This is a genomic window from Lentisphaera profundi (genome assembly GCF_028728065.1).
Lineage (GTDB): Bacteria > Verrucomicrobiota > Lentisphaeria > Lentisphaerales > Lentisphaeraceae > Lentisphaera > Lentisphaera profundi.
In genome coordinates, this window is record NZ_CP117811.1 from 1 (window position 1) to 16480 (window position 16480).

At 41.1% G+C, this 16480-nt stretch carries 14 protein-coding genes; 5 read left to right on the plus strand and 9 right to left on the minus strand.

The features are described 5' to 3' along the window. Positions 1–226: 226 nt before the first annotated feature. Complete coding sequence (locus tag PQO03_RS00005) at positions 227–1501, plus strand: integron integrase (RefSeq protein WP_337993434.1); 1275 nt, start codon at positions 227–229, stop codon at positions 1499–1501. Between the two features lie 801 nt (positions 1502–2302). Here PQO03_RS00005 and PQO03_RS00010 read toward each other — a convergent pair. Further along, a complete protein-coding gene (locus PQO03_RS00010; RefSeq protein ID WP_274150418.1) occupies positions 2303–4636 on the minus strand; it encodes a hypothetical protein in 2334 nt (777 codons plus the stop codon). Positions 4637–4811: 175 nt separating this feature from the next. Between PQO03_RS00010 and PQO03_RS00015 the strand changes: the two genes are divergently transcribed. Beyond that, positions 4812–5228 (plus strand): DUF420 domain-containing protein, encoded by a 417-nt coding sequence (locus PQO03_RS00015; RefSeq protein ID WP_274150419.1) that lies wholly within the window; start codon positions 4812–4814, stop codon positions 5226–5228. A 444-nt stretch (positions 5229–5672) separates the two neighbouring features. Then, a complete protein-coding gene (locus PQO03_RS00020) occupies positions 5673–6380 on the plus strand; it encodes an SGNH/GDSL hydrolase family protein (RefSeq protein ID WP_274150420.1) in 708 nt (235 codons plus the stop codon). 36 nt (positions 6381–6416) lie between these two features. On the opposite strand, the gene PQO03_RS00025 is transcribed toward PQO03_RS00020, so the two are convergent. The 4 genes from PQO03_RS00025 to PQO03_RS00040 all read right to left on the minus strand — a co-directional run bounded on the left by PQO03_RS00025 (position 6417) and on the right by PQO03_RS00040 (position 10209). Beyond that, positions 6417–6842 carry a PH domain-containing protein gene (locus tag PQO03_RS00025; protein WP_274150421.1) on the minus strand — a complete coding sequence of 142 codons (426 nt, stop codon included), beginning with the start codon at positions 6840–6842 and terminating at the stop codon, positions 6417–6419. Between the two features lie 253 nt (positions 6843–7095). Then, a complete protein-coding gene (gene gpmI / locus PQO03_RS00030) occupies positions 7096–8739 on the minus strand; it encodes a 2,3-bisphosphoglycerate-independent phosphoglycerate mutase (protein ID WP_274150422.1) in 1644 nt (547 codons plus the stop codon). A 219-nt stretch (positions 8740–8958) separates the two neighbouring features. After that, positions 8959–9849, minus strand: a complete 891-nt coding sequence (locus tag PQO03_RS00035; protein WP_274150423.1) for a cation diffusion facilitator family transporter — start codon at positions 9847–9849, stop codon at positions 8959–8961. A gap of 3 nt (positions 9850–9852) precedes the next feature. Next, positions 9853–10209: a hypothetical protein gene (locus tag PQO03_RS00040; RefSeq protein ID WP_274150424.1), complete on the minus strand. Its 357-nt coding sequence runs from the start codon at positions 10207–10209 to the stop codon at positions 9853–9855. A 125-nt stretch (positions 10210–10334) separates the two neighbouring features. Here PQO03_RS00040 and PQO03_RS00045 point away from each other — a divergent pair, with 125 nt between their 5' ends. Then, the gene (locus PQO03_RS00045) at positions 10335–11780 is read left to right on the plus strand and encodes a transposase (protein WP_274149473.1); all 1446 of its coding nucleotides are present in this window, start codon (positions 10335–10337) and stop codon (positions 11778–11780) included. On the opposite strand, the gene PQO03_RS00050 is transcribed toward PQO03_RS00045, so the two are convergent. Next, positions 11753–12217 carry a hypothetical protein gene (locus PQO03_RS00050; protein ID WP_274150425.1) on the minus strand — a complete coding sequence of 155 codons (465 nt, stop codon included), beginning with the start codon at positions 12215–12217 and terminating at the stop codon, positions 11753–11755. The genes PQO03_RS00045 and PQO03_RS00050 overlap by 28 nt on opposite strands. A gap of 8 nt (positions 12218–12225) precedes the next feature. Next, positions 12226–13071 carry a hypothetical protein gene (locus PQO03_RS00055; RefSeq protein ID WP_274150426.1) on the minus strand — a complete coding sequence of 282 codons (846 nt, stop codon included), beginning with the start codon at positions 13069–13071 and terminating at the stop codon, positions 12226–12228. Positions 13072–13357: 286 nt separating this feature from the next. Here PQO03_RS00055 and PQO03_RS00060 point away from each other — a divergent pair, with 286 nt between their 5' ends. Beyond that, complete coding sequence (locus tag PQO03_RS00060) at positions 13358–15259, plus strand: sulfatase-like hydrolase/transferase (protein ID WP_274150427.1); 1902 nt, start codon at positions 13358–13360, stop codon at positions 15257–15259. Between the two features lie 276 nt (positions 15260–15535). On the opposite strand, the gene PQO03_RS00065 is transcribed toward PQO03_RS00060, so the two are convergent. Then, the gene (locus PQO03_RS00065) at positions 15536–15886 is read right to left on the minus strand and encodes a hypothetical protein (protein WP_274150428.1); all 351 of its coding nucleotides are present in this window, start codon (positions 15884–15886) and stop codon (positions 15536–15538) included. Beyond that, complete coding sequence (gene trmB / locus PQO03_RS00070) at positions 15886–16479, minus strand: tRNA (guanine(46)-N(7))-methyltransferase TrmB (RefSeq protein WP_274150429.1); 594 nt, start codon at positions 16477–16479, stop codon at positions 15886–15888. The genes PQO03_RS00065 and trmB overlap by 1 nt, the downstream gene beginning before the upstream one ends. Position 16480 lies beyond the last annotated feature (1 nt).

Genomic DNA, 16480 nt, shown 5'->3' on the forward strand with positions numbered 1-16480 from the left:
TTTTATTATGAGAGGCCCAAAAAGGGCTTTAAAGCAGCGTTATTTTATTGCATTATTGAGTACGCATAAGTCGGAAATAAGGGTGTTATGTGTAGTACGCATAAGTCGGAAATAAGGGTGTTATGTGTACTAAGGCTAAGAATAAATTACATCTAATAGCTATTAAAAACTTGCTTATTGTTGGTTTCGCTTTTTAATTGATTTAATTCAAAGAGAGGAAATGATTATGTCAAATATGCAGGTTTTTAAAAGTTTTTTGCTCAAACAAGTAGATGTCTCTGAAAAAAATGTTGATTATTATCTGCGTTGGGTTGTTCAGTTTGCGGATTTCTCTAGACGATTAGGAACTTCACCTTATGAGAAGGAGAGCTTGGATCAATATTTAAGGAGTCTATTTGGTCGAGTTGAAGAATGGCAAATGAAACAATCAGAAGAAGCAGTGAAGTATTATTGGTATTGGAGAGGAGGTGCCAAATCTAAAGCTAGTGACTGGAAGAGTGAAGAAGACTTACAGACTGAACGTCTGGAATCTAGGTATAATGAAGAGCATGATGATTTGCTGAGGAGTTTTGAGAAAGCGATGCGACTTCAGCAAAAGTCGTATAGAACGATTCAAAGTTATGTATCATGGGTGGAAAGATATTTAGCTTATGCGAAAGGAAATTATAAAAGCAGTGATTGTGTTCGAGATTTTTTGTCTCACTTGATTATGAGATTTAATGTTGCGGCATCTACTCAAAATCAGGCTTTATGTAGTTTGGTTTTATTTTTCAAGTATGTTTTACAGGATGATTTAGGAGATATAAGTGGAAGCCTTCGTTCAAAACGCAGTGAAAGGCTGCCTATAGTTCTTACGGTTAATGAGGTTCGACAGTTGATAGATCATACCATTGGCAAAGAGCAATTAATGATGAAGTTGATTTACGGAGGAGGACTGAGAAAGAGTGAGTGCTTACGTTTACGAGTAAAAGATTTAGATTTTGAGCGAGGAGCATTAAATATATTAGCTGGCAAAGGTGATAAAGATCGACAGACTTTATTATCAAAAAACTTAAAAGATATTACCGCGCAGCATTTAGGTGGAATACGCCAGCTCTTTGAAAGAGATCGAATAGATTGTGTCGAAGGTGTTTATTTACCTAATGCACTGGTGAAAAAATATCCTAATGCAGGAACGGAATGGCAGTGGTTTTGGTTGTTTCCATCAGAGAAATTAAGTGTGGATCCTATGGCCAAGAAAAAGACTGTTCGGCGTCATCATAATTCGGGTCAAATGTTGAGTCGTGTTTTGAAGAAAAATTGTAAAGACTTAGGCATTTTGAAGCATTGTACGGTACATACTTTACGACATAGTTTTGCTACTCATTTGTTAGAGAAAGGGACGGATTTGAGGACGATTCAGGAATTACTTGGTCATGAGGATATAAGTACGACGCAAATTTATACGCATGTACTTAATTTGAATCAGTCGGGAACGCAAAGTCCTTTGGATGATTTATGAGCAAGACAGGCTCCGCATGAGAACTGATGGTGATCAGCTACTCGTCGAGTATAATTATGTTGTGTTTTTAAAATCCGCCTCCCGATAGATAAGTTATTTCCTAAGCTTAATAGAAGTGTGCCTATCTTATTAGACAAGACCAAGGCTAGTGAAGCGGATTGATATTATTTTGATTATTACAGAATAATAGAGATAAGTTAAAGGCAAGATTGCTTGTAAGCAAAAGTTAATGCCAAGGCACTTGCAGCGCGGGCGGGAAAAAAAAGATATTATTTCGCTTAACAGCGGCTTACGCTTGCCACCATGGGCGGATAAAAATAAAATAATTGCGAAGTTTTGGTGGCCCGGGAAAAGTGCCAAGCTGGTGCTTGGGGTACCCAAGTGATGTAGCTTATGCGGGCGAGACGCCCGCGTACCCAGGAAAAGTGCGGGCGAGACGCCAGCGGTCCCGGGAAGGTTGTTATTGAGGGTGGGGGAGAAAAAGAGGATGTTGTTTCGCTTAACAGCAGAATACGCTTGCCACCGTGGGCGGATGAAAATAAATTTTGCAGTTTTGGTGGCGATGCCAAGTTGATGCTTGGGGTACCCAAGTGATGTAGCTTATGCGGGCGAGACGCCCGCGGTCCCAGGAAAAGTGCGGGCGAGACGCCCGCGGTCCCAGGAAAAGTGCGGGCGAGACGCCCGCGGCCCCAGGAAAAGTGCGGGCGAGACGCCCGCGGTCCCAGGAAAAGTGCGGGCGAGACGCCCGCGGTCCCAGGAAAAGTGCGGGCGAGACGCCCGCGGTCCCAGTATTATTAATAGTTATCTTCTGCGGCCGCCACCTCGACTACTACTGCGACTCCGGCTACTAGAGCGATGATAAGAACGAGCGCGCGAATTAGCACTGCTACGCGAGCGTGATGATTTTTGTAGAGAGCTATAGACCTTGGATCTTTGACTAGAGTTGTATTGTTTGATTTTACTTTGACGGATCTGATGTTCAGGACCGCTTGTAGGTCTAGTCGCAGGTCTTTGTGTTGGAGTGGTGGGGCTAGTCGCGGGTCGTGTAGCGGGCTTTTTCGCAGTGGTGGCGGGCCTAGTACTCGGTTTATTAAAAGTCTGCCAAGTACCATTCTCACGTTTCTTCCAAACGCCGCCATCATTTCTGTAGATATTACCGTCTTTACCGACGTAGATATCGCCATCTTTATTTTTGCCAATAAAGCCTTTTTCGCCAGTGATTTTATTTTTACCCGCAATGATTCCGGCACCATCAGAATTCTTTAGTGCCATCGTAGATTTTTGATAATTTGATTTATAAGCGCCTTTGGCCCAGTCAGAGCCATCCACGGCAACGCCTTTGCCCCACGATCCGTAAGGGGTATTGGCAACAGCGCGAGCTACATAGCGATCGTTAGAAGGATTGTATGCAGTTCTTGCATAGGCGCTGTCATAAGGGCCATAGCGATAAGCGCTGCGTGCATAAGTTCCCGTAGAGGGGTTATAGACGGCAACTCTACCAGCACCGCCGTAGGGACCATAGTGATGAGCCCTGCGATAATAAGCACCATGATAATAATTATAGCGGGCTCCGCAACCATAAGAGTAGTAACGAACATGACGGTAGCAATGGCAGTGATGGTGATGACGACAGCGTCCATACCAATAACCCACACCAAAAACGACGACGTCATCATAGACGTAATTGCCATTATAACCCGAGGTATAACCGAAGACGACTGAATCATCATTGTATTCATAAATATCGACGAAAGTGACATAGAAGAGTGGGTGATCACTAGGGATGGAATAAATGACTTCAGGGATTTGAGTCGCAACGGCCCATTCACCTGTGGCAGTGGGTGCGACAAACCAGATTGCGTTATCACAGGCATAATAAGTATCTTCGACCCGGAAAAGGGCTTTTTCAGAGTTAACAGCATAAAATAAAGGAGAATCAGTACCTTTTATTTCTTCAAAAATGGCTTCACCATCATAAGCAACTTCAAACTTTACTTCACTTCTATTAACGGTGGCTTTCTGAGGAACCGAAGCAAGGAGCACGGCGGCTTTGGCATCTTCAGTGCCAGGAACCGAAGCAAGAACGAAAGACTTGTCGTGATTTTCAGGGATTTTTGCGAAGTCCGCAGGAAGTTTTCCAGAAGCAATTTCCCAAGGGCCTTTCAGGTTTGTGGCCTTAAACCAACGGCCCGCGACTAAGTAGTAATAGAGGTTTTCGGGTGAGTAAAGAAAGAGGTCAGCTTCACTATTATTGACAAAGAGCAAGCGAGTATTTTCGATAGGTGTAAAGGAAGCTTCACCTTTAGTGACAAGTAATTCAGCGGGTCGGTTGCTAACAAAAATATTGGGGACTTTTGCGAGAGGCTGGGGCTTTAAACGCTTTTTGACTTCGCTCCAATTGGCATCATCAGGGAGTTTATTGAGATCAGCGGGAAGTTGATTTGCTAGTGACCAAGGGCCCTTTTTAAGATCTTTGGTTTTGAGCCAAGAATCACCGTGCATAAGGAAGTATTCAGATGTTTTTTGATCTAAGAAAATGTCCCAGTTAGTATTTACTGCGAAGAGTAAGTCCGTTCCTTTGATAGCTTCAAACTTTTCTTCACCGAGAAAAATCACTAAGGATGCATCGCTATTGCTATAAAAAATAGGGGGAGGATCGAGGCTAAGTTTGATTTGATTTTCAATAACTTTTTCTTCACCGACCATGGCATTGACGCGATCTAAAGACATGATCATTCTTTTGCCTTTAGGTAGAATGGCATCAATTAACTTTGTTAATTTAGGAGCTAACTTTTCATCGACTTGCGGGAAGTGAGTTTCCAAGATCTTTAGATCTTTCACCAGGATGAGGCGTTGTGTCTTATGGGTGAGTGTGCGGGCCTGGAAATAAAGAGCACCAAACATAGGGGCTTTTTCGCCTTTGGGAGTGAGACTTATGGCAGCTTTAAACTTTAAAACTTTATGATCGACCCATTCTTCAACTTCAGGTTGATAAATGATCAGTTTATGGCCGCCTTTTTCGTAGTTTCTCGGCCAGGTCAAAGGTTCGGATTCTTTGATTTCTGCATAGCTAGATAAACTAAGAAAGAGGATGAAAACAAAACTAATGCTTGCGCGAACACTCAGGACCTTCATGAAATACTCCAATTGATTTTTATAAATATGCTTAGCTGAGTCGTTTAATACAAATCTAGGTGGAGATGGCGAAGCCTTTTTTAAGAGAGAAATATCTCTTCAAATAGCTGCGTGGGACTTCTTGACTTTTAAGGACATGGTGGAATGGTAGCGGCGAATTAACAAGGGCTTATTAATGAGTAAAGAAATAATGTATTTGCGCTTCCTGCAAATTGCGGTTTCCCTAATGACACCGCTTTTGTTCTTTGGAATCATGCAAGCAGCAAAAGGCAATTTAAAGTTGCACAAGCGTATCAATGGTGGAATCATGTTGATCGTGATGATTGCAGTCATAGGCCTAGTATTAACGTCACAAGTTTTTGGTTTTGATTATAGTGCGATATCGACGCAAGAAGCGATAATAAATATTGGCCCTGCAGAAATGCGAACGCGCCTGATTATTCATCGTTGCTTTTCAAATTTATTATTCATCAGTTTATTAGTCACCACTTTTAGTGGAGCAGTGAAAAAATATAAGCTTCACCGGAAAATGGGTAAGCTCACAGTTTTCTTTTGGTTAGGCACACTTATTTCCGCTTTATTATTCTTTTAGTTCTTCGAAATTAATTAGTAAATTCATTTTTACTTCGCGATTAGTGAGTTTAGCTACATCGTATACGCGAAGGATGCGGTCCCTTTGGAGCTCTCCCTAAATAAGATGCCTCCGCAAGAGTAGGACATTTAAGAGATGTTTGAGCTCGAAGAGCTTAGGAATGTAGCCATGGACGTAAGTCCGTGGTACTTGAATAACAGTAAGATGCGTGCCGAAGGTACGCTGCAGAGCATTTTCCTTCATACCTTCGGCATGACCATCATTTTCAACAATAACCACCGGATAAATCCGGAGGCTACCCTACTACATACCTTCGGCATGTGCTTAAGTTCCCTAGCATTAGAGGAGCCCTCGGGGCCATACTAAAAATGTAGCAGCACGCTTAATCGGGTTTTACTTTGCCTGTCCCTCCAGTAATGTGTTGCTTTAAATTAAGGAGCTTTTATGAAAGTATTTATTTTCCTCGTAGTCAGCCTAAGTTTTTCACTGATGGCAAAAGATATTCTATTTATTGGTAATTCTTATACGATACAGAGTCGTGGGACATTAGAAAAACTGCTCAAGAGCGAGCAAGTCAAATGGAATATGACCCATATCTGTAAGGGTGGTTTCACTTTAGCAAAGCATTTAAAAGACGATAAAAATAAGTCTCTGATTCAATCCAAAAAATGGGATGCTATTATTCTCCAAGAGCAGAGTCAAACGCCAGCTTATAGCAATTTGCGCAAAGGCTACTTAGGCGCTTTAGCTGACATCGCAAAACTCAACAAAAAGACTCAATCCCCGATCTATCTCTTTACGAGCTGGGGCAGACGCGATGGCGATAAGCAAAATATCAAAACTTCACCCACTTATGAAGTGATGCAGAAAAAACTAAATGAAGGATTTTCTGAAGGCAAGAAAAAATATAAAATGCAGCTTCTTCCCATTGCAGGCCTATGGGAAAAAGTACGCAAAGAGAATCCTGACTTAGGACGCGAATTATACAAAAACGACGGCAGCCATCCCAGTAGCAAGGGAGCTTTCCTAGTTGCTTTAAGTTTGTATTGTACGATTGAAAATTTAGAGCCAGCAAAAGTGAAATTTTCAGGTGACTTAAACACTGAAGAAGATAAGCAAGTTAAGGCACTAGCAAAAAAAGTGTTTAAGTAAGTAGAGCAGGTTGAGTTAGAGAGAGCAGTGTATTCATTAGGCATTGAGTTGTTTCACGTTCTTATAGGCAATCGTCTCTAATTGGACATAAAGGGCAAGCACATCAAATTTCTTGGGGAATTCAAATTGTTTAACGGCCAAGATGATTTCCTTTGCTTTTTTATAAGGTGATTTGATATAAGTGATCGTGATTTCGCTATCATCAATTCCTGTACCCGCAGTTTCACAAGTGACTTCACAAATGGTATCTAAATAGATGGAATGAATACGCATTTTTTTCCCAGTCGCTCCCTGCTTGTCAAAATCAATAATTCTCAAATTGGTAAATATTAAATTGTCACGAACAAGTTTGAAGCCTGTATTAATCACTTCTCCCTCAATGAGGAAATGAGCATATTTACTTTCTAAATCTTCTTTCGATATCTCTGAATAGTTACCGAATAATCCCTGTAATAATCCCATTTTTAATCTCCTAATTTTTATAAATATACACGATTACCCACAATAAAGGTCATGATGCTTCGCACACGAGGGAGCGCTGCCCCTCGAGCTCCCTGCAAGGAGCTGCCGGCCCTTAACCCGGCGGCTTGAGTACTTCGTACTCACTTTGTGGTGCTAGGTGCTTAATCGTAATATATAATATTCCTTAATTAACTTTCATGAAGAGCCAAAAAAGCCCCGCATGAGCGAGGCTTTTTTTAGAACTGTGGTCGAACTATTTTTTCTCGAGCAATGTACGGTTAAAAACATCTGGGGCTTGGAAGCCGAGTAAGTTAAATACCGTTCCGGCAATATGGCTTAGGCCTGCATCTTGAACTTCACTTAGAGTGAATTCATTGCGAGTGGCAGGATCATAAACAATAAAGGGCACTTTGTTGAGTGTATGACTAGTTTTAGCCTTGGCAGTGCCTTTCTCATTAAGTTTAACCGCACCCTTTTTGTCGAACTCGAACATCTCATCACAGTTACCATGATCAGAAGTGACGAGTAAAACACCATTGGCTTTTTTGACGGCGGCCATCAGGCGACCCACTTGAACGTCGACAACTTCGACTGCCATACGAGCGGCATTAAAGTTACCCGTGTGACCAACCATGTCACCATTAGCGTAGTTAACACGAATGAAAGGTTGGCGATTCTCGCAAATTGCTGGGACGAGGTAATCAGTGATTTCGACTGCCTTCATCCAGGGACGAAGATCAAAGCCACCGACATCAGAGGGGATCTCGATAAAGTCTTCAATCTTGTCGTCGAATTTACCGCTGCGGTTACCATTGAAAAAGAAAGTCACATGACCGTATTTTTGAGTCTCGGAAATAGCTACTTGACCGACACCATTGGCAGAAAGAAATTCGCACATGGGTTGATCGATGGCGGGTGGAGCCACGAGGTATTGCTTAGGGATGTGCTCGTCACCATCGTATTCCATCATGCCGGAGTATTCAACATCAGGACGATTACCACGGTCAAAGCTAGGAAATTCATCATCTTCGAACGCTTGGGAAATTTCGATGGAACGGTCACCACGGAAATTGTAGAAAATCACTGAGTCGCCATCACTGATGCGTCCCACAGGCTGACCATTTTCAGCAATCACAAAAGCAGGGAGGTATTGATCAATGACATCATCTTCGCTACGGAACGTTTTGATCGCTTCTTCTGCAGAGGCAAATTGACGACCTTCGCCATGAACGTGAGTATTCCAACCGCGTTCAACCATAGCCCATTCAGCGCCATAGCGATCCATAGTAATTGTCATGCGACCGCCACCAGAAGCGATTTTTGCTGAAATGCCTTCGGCATTTAAAGTTTTGAGGTAGTTCTCAAAAGGAAGAACGTATTCGAGTGCAGAAGTCTCACTAACATCACGACCATCGAGAAGAATGTGGAAACGAATGCTTTTGATGCCTTCTTTGCGAGCTTGCTCAACCATGGCTTTTAAATGATCGAGGCGAGCGTGAACGCCACCATCGGAAAAGAGCCCAATGAAGTGAAGAGTGGAATTTTTTTCACGGACATTGCCAGATATTTTACGCCAGATTTCACCTTCGAAAAGTGCGCCTGTTTCGAGTGCAGTATTAACGAGCTTGGCACCTTGAGAAACAATGCGACCGCCGCCGATAGCGTTGTGACCTACTTCTGAATTACCCATATCGGCATCGGAAGGAAGGCCTACGTGAGTACCATGCGCATTGAGAGGACGGTTTTGGCAATTGTTGTGAAGCCAATCGAGATTAGGAGTGTGAGCGGCTTTATAAGCGTCACCTTCGGTGTGGTCTGAGTAACCCACACCATCGAGAATACAGAGTACAACAGGGCCGGGGCGTTGTTGTATGAAGGAGTGTTTATCTAGAATCATAGTGTTTATCCTTAGTTTTATTGTCTGCGCAAAATACCACAGCTCTAAAAGCCATCAAGTGTCGGACTTTATAAAGCCTGTCTTAAATCATTTGATTCTCGTCTTTGGCATAGCTGTGGTCATTCGCTAGTATGGCCAAGGCTGATGCTTTAGGCTTTGTTAAACCATGCCTTTGAAATTCAAAGGCATGGAAGCACTCAAGTACGGGGAGAGCAAAAACTATTTTTTGATATCGGGCTCAAAGAAAATCCATTTAACCTGCGGGAAAGCGGTTTTAATTTCAGCTTCAATTTGGTTGATATCTTTACAGACTTCTACGGCATTAGCATCGTCCATTCTTGCTTTGACCGCAATCATAACATCTTCACCAAGCTGTAAAGTAATGACATTGAGAATTTCTTTGACAGATTCTTTGCTATTTAAAGCAGCAACGAGCTCGGCGCGAATTTTTGGATTGACGGATTGACCGACCAAAAGGCCTTTTACTTTTATCGCAATAAAAATGGCAATAATAATCAGCAGCGAACCAATGGCATCATACATCGGGTTACCGGTAAATTGAGCGAGGAGAATAAAGACTAAGGCAATCATCATACCTAATTCGGCAGCAAGATCTTCGCCTAAGATGACAATGAGCTCACTTTTGCGAGTTTCGCGGCACCATTGCAGCAAGGGTGTTTCTCCACGTAAATGCTTAATCTGTTTAAGGCAGCCAAGCAGTGATCCACCTTCTAAAATGATACCAAAAATTAAAACAATAACCGCAACCCAAGCATCTTGAAAACTTTCAGGTGGATGTTGAAGTTTATGAATTCCTTCGTAAAGGGAATACATGCCCCCGATCGAAAAAATGATGATCGCAACTAAAAAACTCCAAAAGTAAATTTCTTTACCATAACCCAAAGGGTAATCAGGACTTGGGGGCTGTTTCGCTTTTTTCATCCCCCAAAGTAGGAGTAATTGATTGCCACAATCAGATGCTGAGTGAATCCCTTCGGCAAACATCGTGCCGGAGCCAGTCATAAAAGCGGCGATAAATTTAGCTATTGCGATGCCCGCATTTGCTGCGAGGGCATAAAAAATTGACTTTAACGATCCACCTGCGGACATAATTTATTCCTGTTTTAACCAAAGAGGGTAAAAAGCATTAAAGATCTTTTCACTATCTTTATAGGCATCTTTACTCTCGAATTTGTGTTGATAGATATCTTGAAGAAGAATATGGCTGAATTTACATTGTGAGCTAGATCTACGCTCATTGAGATGAAACAATAAAATCCATTGACTTTCTTTGCTGACGGTAAGCTGACCCTCGGCTAGCGCATTAAGGATGCGTTTTGTGTCATCATCATAAAAACTAAAGTTTGATTGAAGTGCTTCATCAAAAAAATCTTGAATGTATTTGGGGTCATTTAAGGCGAGTTTTTTATAAACATTAGCTCGAAAAGAGGAAGCCTTAGCTTGATGCACTCCGACAGATCATTCTCAAGTGCTATTAAAAAATAGCTTAAAGTTATAATTTCCAATAAAAAATCCCACTTAATCGCCTATATTGTAGTAGCTTACACCGACAATAACAGCAAGTGGGACTTTCAATGTACGATACTCTTTTTCCCGAATATTTCATCGAGGAATTACGGCAAACTATAGGAATTTTATGCGGACCATTGAAGATTGCGGGGCAAATCATACTTCGTCCTGAATTTCAAGAGATCAAAAAGGCAATTGAAGATGATCAACTTCAGTTGAGTAAAGATAGAGCCGCCACTAGAAACCGCGAGTTTAAAAACAGCTCTACCCAAAAACACCCCCCAGCTGAATTGGTGGTGGCGTTGTTCATAGCCCGTCACTTTTATGATAATTGTTACGGTGAACGAGGCTATAGTATGCTATGTGAGAATAGTTCCTTGCAGCAGTTTATTGGGCGCTTGGGCATAGGAAGCTTCCCTTCACGCAATACGATTCATGAACAAGTCTCTGCTCTTTCTGAGAAGACCCTTAATCTTTTTCATCAAGCTATTTTGAACTGCGTTAAGGAGTGTGGCCTGGATGATTTTTCAGCAGTGATTATTGATTCTACAGCCATTAAGGCCGATTCAGCGTGGCCTGTCGATAGTCAATTACTAAAGAACCTTAGTTGTAAAATGATGAAAAATATCAGTGACGTTCATGATCAGCTTCCCTGTGTTGAGCGCAGAAAGATCCCTCTCAAACGCCTGCAAAATTACTGTGATTATATGAGTAAACTGGATTTCGAGATCTCTATGCTTAAAGGAAAAAAAGGAGCAAGAAAAATGAGGCAAAAGTTTTATACGCAAGAACTTTTACCGAGGTGCCGAAAATTTATTATTCGCCTGGAGAAGACTCTTCCTCAAATTAAACAACACTGTGAAAGTGCCAAAGTTCTGATGATTGACGAATGTCTATCTCGCTTCATAGATAAAGTTTTGATGGTTGAACATCGCTTCAACATGGCTCCTAAGGACTACGATACGAAGACGGCACGGAAAATTTACAGCATGAGTGATAATGATGCAGCATTTATTAAAAAGGGTGGTCGAGAAACCGTATTTGGCTACCGACCAAATTTCGCCTTTAGTGCCAATGGTTTTCTGACATCATTCACCCTAGAATCTGGAAATACTAGTGACAGCAAGGCCTTCAGTAATTGCCTTGATGAAAATAAAAAGATGACGGGCGAGACCGCAATGATGATCAGTGTGGATGACGGATATAGCTCTGCCGCCAATTTAGATGATGCCATCGAAAAAGGGGCGACATTAGTCAGTGTTAGTGGCTCAAAGGGAAAGAAGCTCTTAGGAGAAGATATTTATGAGAGTGAAAACTACCAACTTGCGAGAAATATCCGATCAATTTCCGAAGCAGGTATTTCAAAGCTGAAGAACTATCACAACCTTGAGCGATTTACCGTTTGTGGCTTAAAGAGGGTTCGTCAAGAAACTCTCATAAGCGCCATAGGATTCAACTTGGAAAGGATCTGCCAGTTATTATGTCAAATAGAGATTGAGGTCGCCGCATAGAATGTCGGAGTGCATCTAGCTTGTTGATAATAACTGGAGTCAAGAATTTTAAGCAGACGCTTTACATTGGCCTCATTTACAGGGATTTCTTTGAAGAGCCGTTCAGAATAATAAAAATCAAGTAAATGCTTTTCAATAATATCAAAGAAAAGATCAATTCTATCAGCACGGCCCTTGGTCAAATCTAAAGCTAAAAGGAAACGAGTTTCAGGCTTGAGTCCATCGCGGTAAATAAAGTCAATACCAGCAGATTGTTGACTCTGAGCACTTAATTTATCAGCTTCAGTTTTGAGGATGAAAGAGGCTTGAGCAGTGATTTCACTCGTAATATATTCGACTAAATCAGTTTTGATTTTTTCAGCAATACCTTGTGAAGGTTTCGCATCTTGAGCCAATAGTGTCAGAGAACTAAGAGCAAAAAGAATAATTTTTTTCATTTCTTCACCTAGTTTAAATTTTTCTTTGCCCAGTCCAAATAGAGTGCGCCAGTCTTCTGACGGTCATCATATTTTTCACTGCCAAGAGTTTGCCCCGTTAGTTTAACAAGGACTTTATAAGCTTTCTTGAGGTCGTAACTACCATTCACTTTTGGGAAGATATTGATGAGTGCTAATAAGAGCTGCTTTTTCTCTTGGCCTTTAGCGTAGCCATTAAGTTTGAGTGCTTGAGCAAAAGTACGGTCGAGGTAGCTGATATAGTTACCTTCTGCCTTAGCTAATTGATTCAGGAAAGCGATAAAACTAGGTAAGTAGCTCGGGTCAATTTCGACTCGTTTAACTTGGATTTTATAGATGTTGCCACGATAATTACTGTCGCCTGAAAGATTGCCCTCAAGCTCAGAAAGTTGAGTAATATATCCCTTAAATTTGGGGTCAGAGGAAAAACTCATGATGGTATCAATGGGGTAAGACGCATAGCTCTCATTAATATTGTCTTCAACAAATTTTACCAAAGTGGGAAGCGAGGCAGGGTAATTCTTTAGGCTATAGCAAGCGGCAGAAATGAAGCTGGAGTTATCTTTATATTTAAGCGCTTCGATATAGAACTCTTCTTCATTGAGTTCTGATGCGGGTTTTTGTGTTGTTTGGAGCGCCTGCTTTTGGTTTTTGACGGCGTCGAGCTCAGTCTTAATATTGGCCATAACCTTGGCTTCAACTTCTGCCTTGATCTCAGCTGCGTATTTTTGTTTTATTTCGTTTTCGACGTTTTTCGAAACCGTGGCTTGATCTGGGCCTTGGTTACATGCTGCCATTAAAAGCGCAAGCGGAAGTGCTTTGTAAAAATTATTCATTATTTCCTCACTCATTTTCCTATTATTTGAAGCCTTTAAGGTAACGTAAGGCGTTCAAACTTGAAGATGAAAATCATGAGTAATAGCAGGTTTTACTAAAATTTAACAATGTTTAATCTTCGGCAATGAGCAAGGATGCAGAACTGATGACTTTAGACATCGAGGGGCTTAGTTCTAGGGAGGTGTATATAAGACTTATGGACAGAGGAATAAGTGTCATCTGACTAGAAGGCTTAAGTAAAGGGTGTAATCTCTGTGAAAATGAAATCTAATCAGGGAAGTGTAAGTGAGTGATTTAAAGAGTGACCTTAATAAATTAGCAATATTTAGAACTTATTATGGTTTAACATATCTAATCTTAGCCTTAGTGAGTTTTGTACTTTTCCCCCAATCATTTACTGAAATGAGTGCGGGAGTTCTTATATTTAATATCACGATAGTTTTGTCTTATACATTTCTTTATATGCTGCCTTTATTGATGGCTATGGCCCTTAGCTGTGGTTTTAATAAGGCATGCAAATTTAGTGATCGAGTGAGTAACATCATTTCTTATACAGTGATGATTTTATCAGCAACATTTACGTCATTATTTTTCTACTTTGATTCGGAAATATTTAAGGGTTTTGGTTTCCACATTAATAGCTTTATATGGAATATCATTAGTACGCCAGGTGGGCTCGATTCAATGGGCGGCGGATATGGAATGCCTGTGATCGCGAGCATTTGGAGTATCTGCTTTGGTCTCATCTTTTTACTCATGTTATTTTTCGCGATAAAAATAGAAAAAAAGCAATTATTACCAAGTCGACTGAGCCGCAAAGTCAAAATATCTTTAGCGTGTGCTTATGTGCTTATTTTTCTCTATCAAGGAACTGTTTTTGGCTTGAGCCATTTCCAAGCTAAAAGTCATATTGTTTCTTCTGCGTATCGTTATCCAGGCTACATATCGATTACTTTTAGGAGCTTTTTGATTAAGAAACTAGGAATGGAAGAGATAAGAGAAAAAGATATTGCGGTCAAAGAAAATTCTTCAGCATTGAATTACCCTTCGGAAAAAATACAATTTAACGAGCCCAAGAAAAAACTTAATATTGTTTGGTTAGTGGCGGAATCTTGGCGTTATGGAACTGCGACCGAAGAAGTCATGCCCACGACATTCGCTTTTAAGAATAAAGCCACGGTATTTGAACAACATTACAGTGGTGGTAACGGTACTCGTATGGGAATGTTTTCCATGTTTTATGGTCTCTATGGCCCCTATTGGTTTAAAGTACTCAATGAACGACGTTCGCCAGTATTGTTGGATGTGTTACAAGAACAAAATTACCAGATGGAACTCTTTACCAGTGCAAAATTTTCTTACCCGGAATTTGATAAGACTATTTTTTCGAATATCCCTAAGGAACATTTACATCCGTCTAAAGGTAATGGCGGTTATTTAAATGATCGTAAAAAGGTGACTGAGTTATTAAACTTCATCGATGAACGCGATCAAACTAAACCTTTTATGTTTTTCATGTTTTTTGAATCACCTCATGCACCCTATACATTTCCAGAAGATTTAGTGGTAAAAAAGGATTATTTGGAACACACAAATTACGCGATGGTGGATATTAAAGAAAACATAGAATTGATTTATAATCGTTACCTAAATTCAATTTATCACCTCGATACACAGCATAAGCGTATTCTAGATTACCTGGAAGAAAAAAATCTCATGGAAAATACCATTGTGATTATGACTGGTGATCATGGTGAGGAATTTATGGAAGCAGGCCGTTGGGGTCATAATTCGGAATTTCATCAAGATCAAATTCGAGTACCATTTATATTATGGGTACCGGGACAAAAAGCGATGAAATATACTAAAATGTCAAGTCACTTGGATCTACCAGCACTCTTAGCTCCACATCTTGGGATTAGTAATAAACCAGAAGACTATAGCTTAGGCCACGATTTATTAGGAGAAGGAGATCGCCAGTTTACAGTGGTTTCTTCTTGGAATAATGTAGGTTTAATTACCGAGAAGGGGAAAATAGATATCCCTTTAAGTAGTGCACTTTCTTTTGGTAGTAGTGTTACTAGTGTTGATGATAAAGCTGTTTCAAAAGAAGAGAAAAAAGAGATAGAAGCAACTCCACATCTCATGCAAATGTTTAAGGGTTTGAGTAAGTTTCTGGAGAAGTAAATTTATACACGATTACCCATTACAAGGGGCAAAGCCTCTTAGTCGCCTAGTCAAGGAAAGGCATTTCCTTGCTGGGGGAGCTCGAGGGGGACAGCGTCCCTATCCTACGGGTCGCATCATGCCCTTTATTCTGGATAAGTAAATTTATCATTCATGTCTTTACTTATACCTGAAACCAGATCACGGGTTCAGGCATTATTAAAACACTAAGATAATGAGGCGATCACTAAAGAGAGCAAAAGTCACAAGCGGGCTTTTTCCTACACTTTAGAAGAATTAATCTTCGGTAATGAGCAAGGATGCAGAGCTGATGACTTTAGATATTGAAGGATTTAGGTCTAGGGAAGAGAGTTGAGTCAAGATATCACCCTGAGGTGCTAGCTGATTAAAATCATCCTGAGAATTTAGAAAATCCGCGATAGCAGTGAAATGAATGCATTGTTCACTAGCATTTTCGAGAGCTTTTTGCGCTAAACGCAAGCGTTTTAAATGAGGCTTGCGTGCGGGATGCGTCTTGACTGCAGCCACTAAATTAGCAGCGGATTCTTCAATGATACGCAGTTGGCGACTTTCTTCGGTCACCCACTGAGCAAATTGCTCGTTAACTTCTTCCAGTAGAGTAGGCATTAGGCGAGTACGCGGAAACCCAAATGAATCACGGGTTTATCTTGAGTCGCAAAGTTCATTTCAAATTCAGTTTGAACATCTGCAATATCGGCCAAAACACTTTGGTCAGGTTCAAGGAAAGGTAGTTGTGAGGTGACAGTTTTTATCCATTCAAGGTAGGGTAGGTCATCTGTGGCAAGGTGCAATGAGCCGCCTTTTTTGATTTTTCGGGTGACGCGATACACAAATTCACTCGAGAGCATACGGTTGCGTCGATGACGTTCTTTAGGCCAGGGATCTGGACAGATAACATGAACACGATCAATAGTGTGATCGGGGAGTTGAGTCCCAAAGAGTTCCCAGCCTAAGCAATGCAGTGCTTCTACATTGCTACAGTCGGCACGTGCGGCTTTGCCATTGAGTTTTCGTAAGCGGTCGAGTTTAATGTCTGCACCCATCACAAGGGCTTCGGGATAACGTTTAGCCAATTCAGTCGTAAAGCGACCTTTGCCACAGCCCATATCGAGTTCAATGCGGGGGCGATTAAAATCAATGATGCTATCTAGACGTTTGAATTCCCCAATGAGTTCAAGAGGAGTTTTGATTTCTAACATT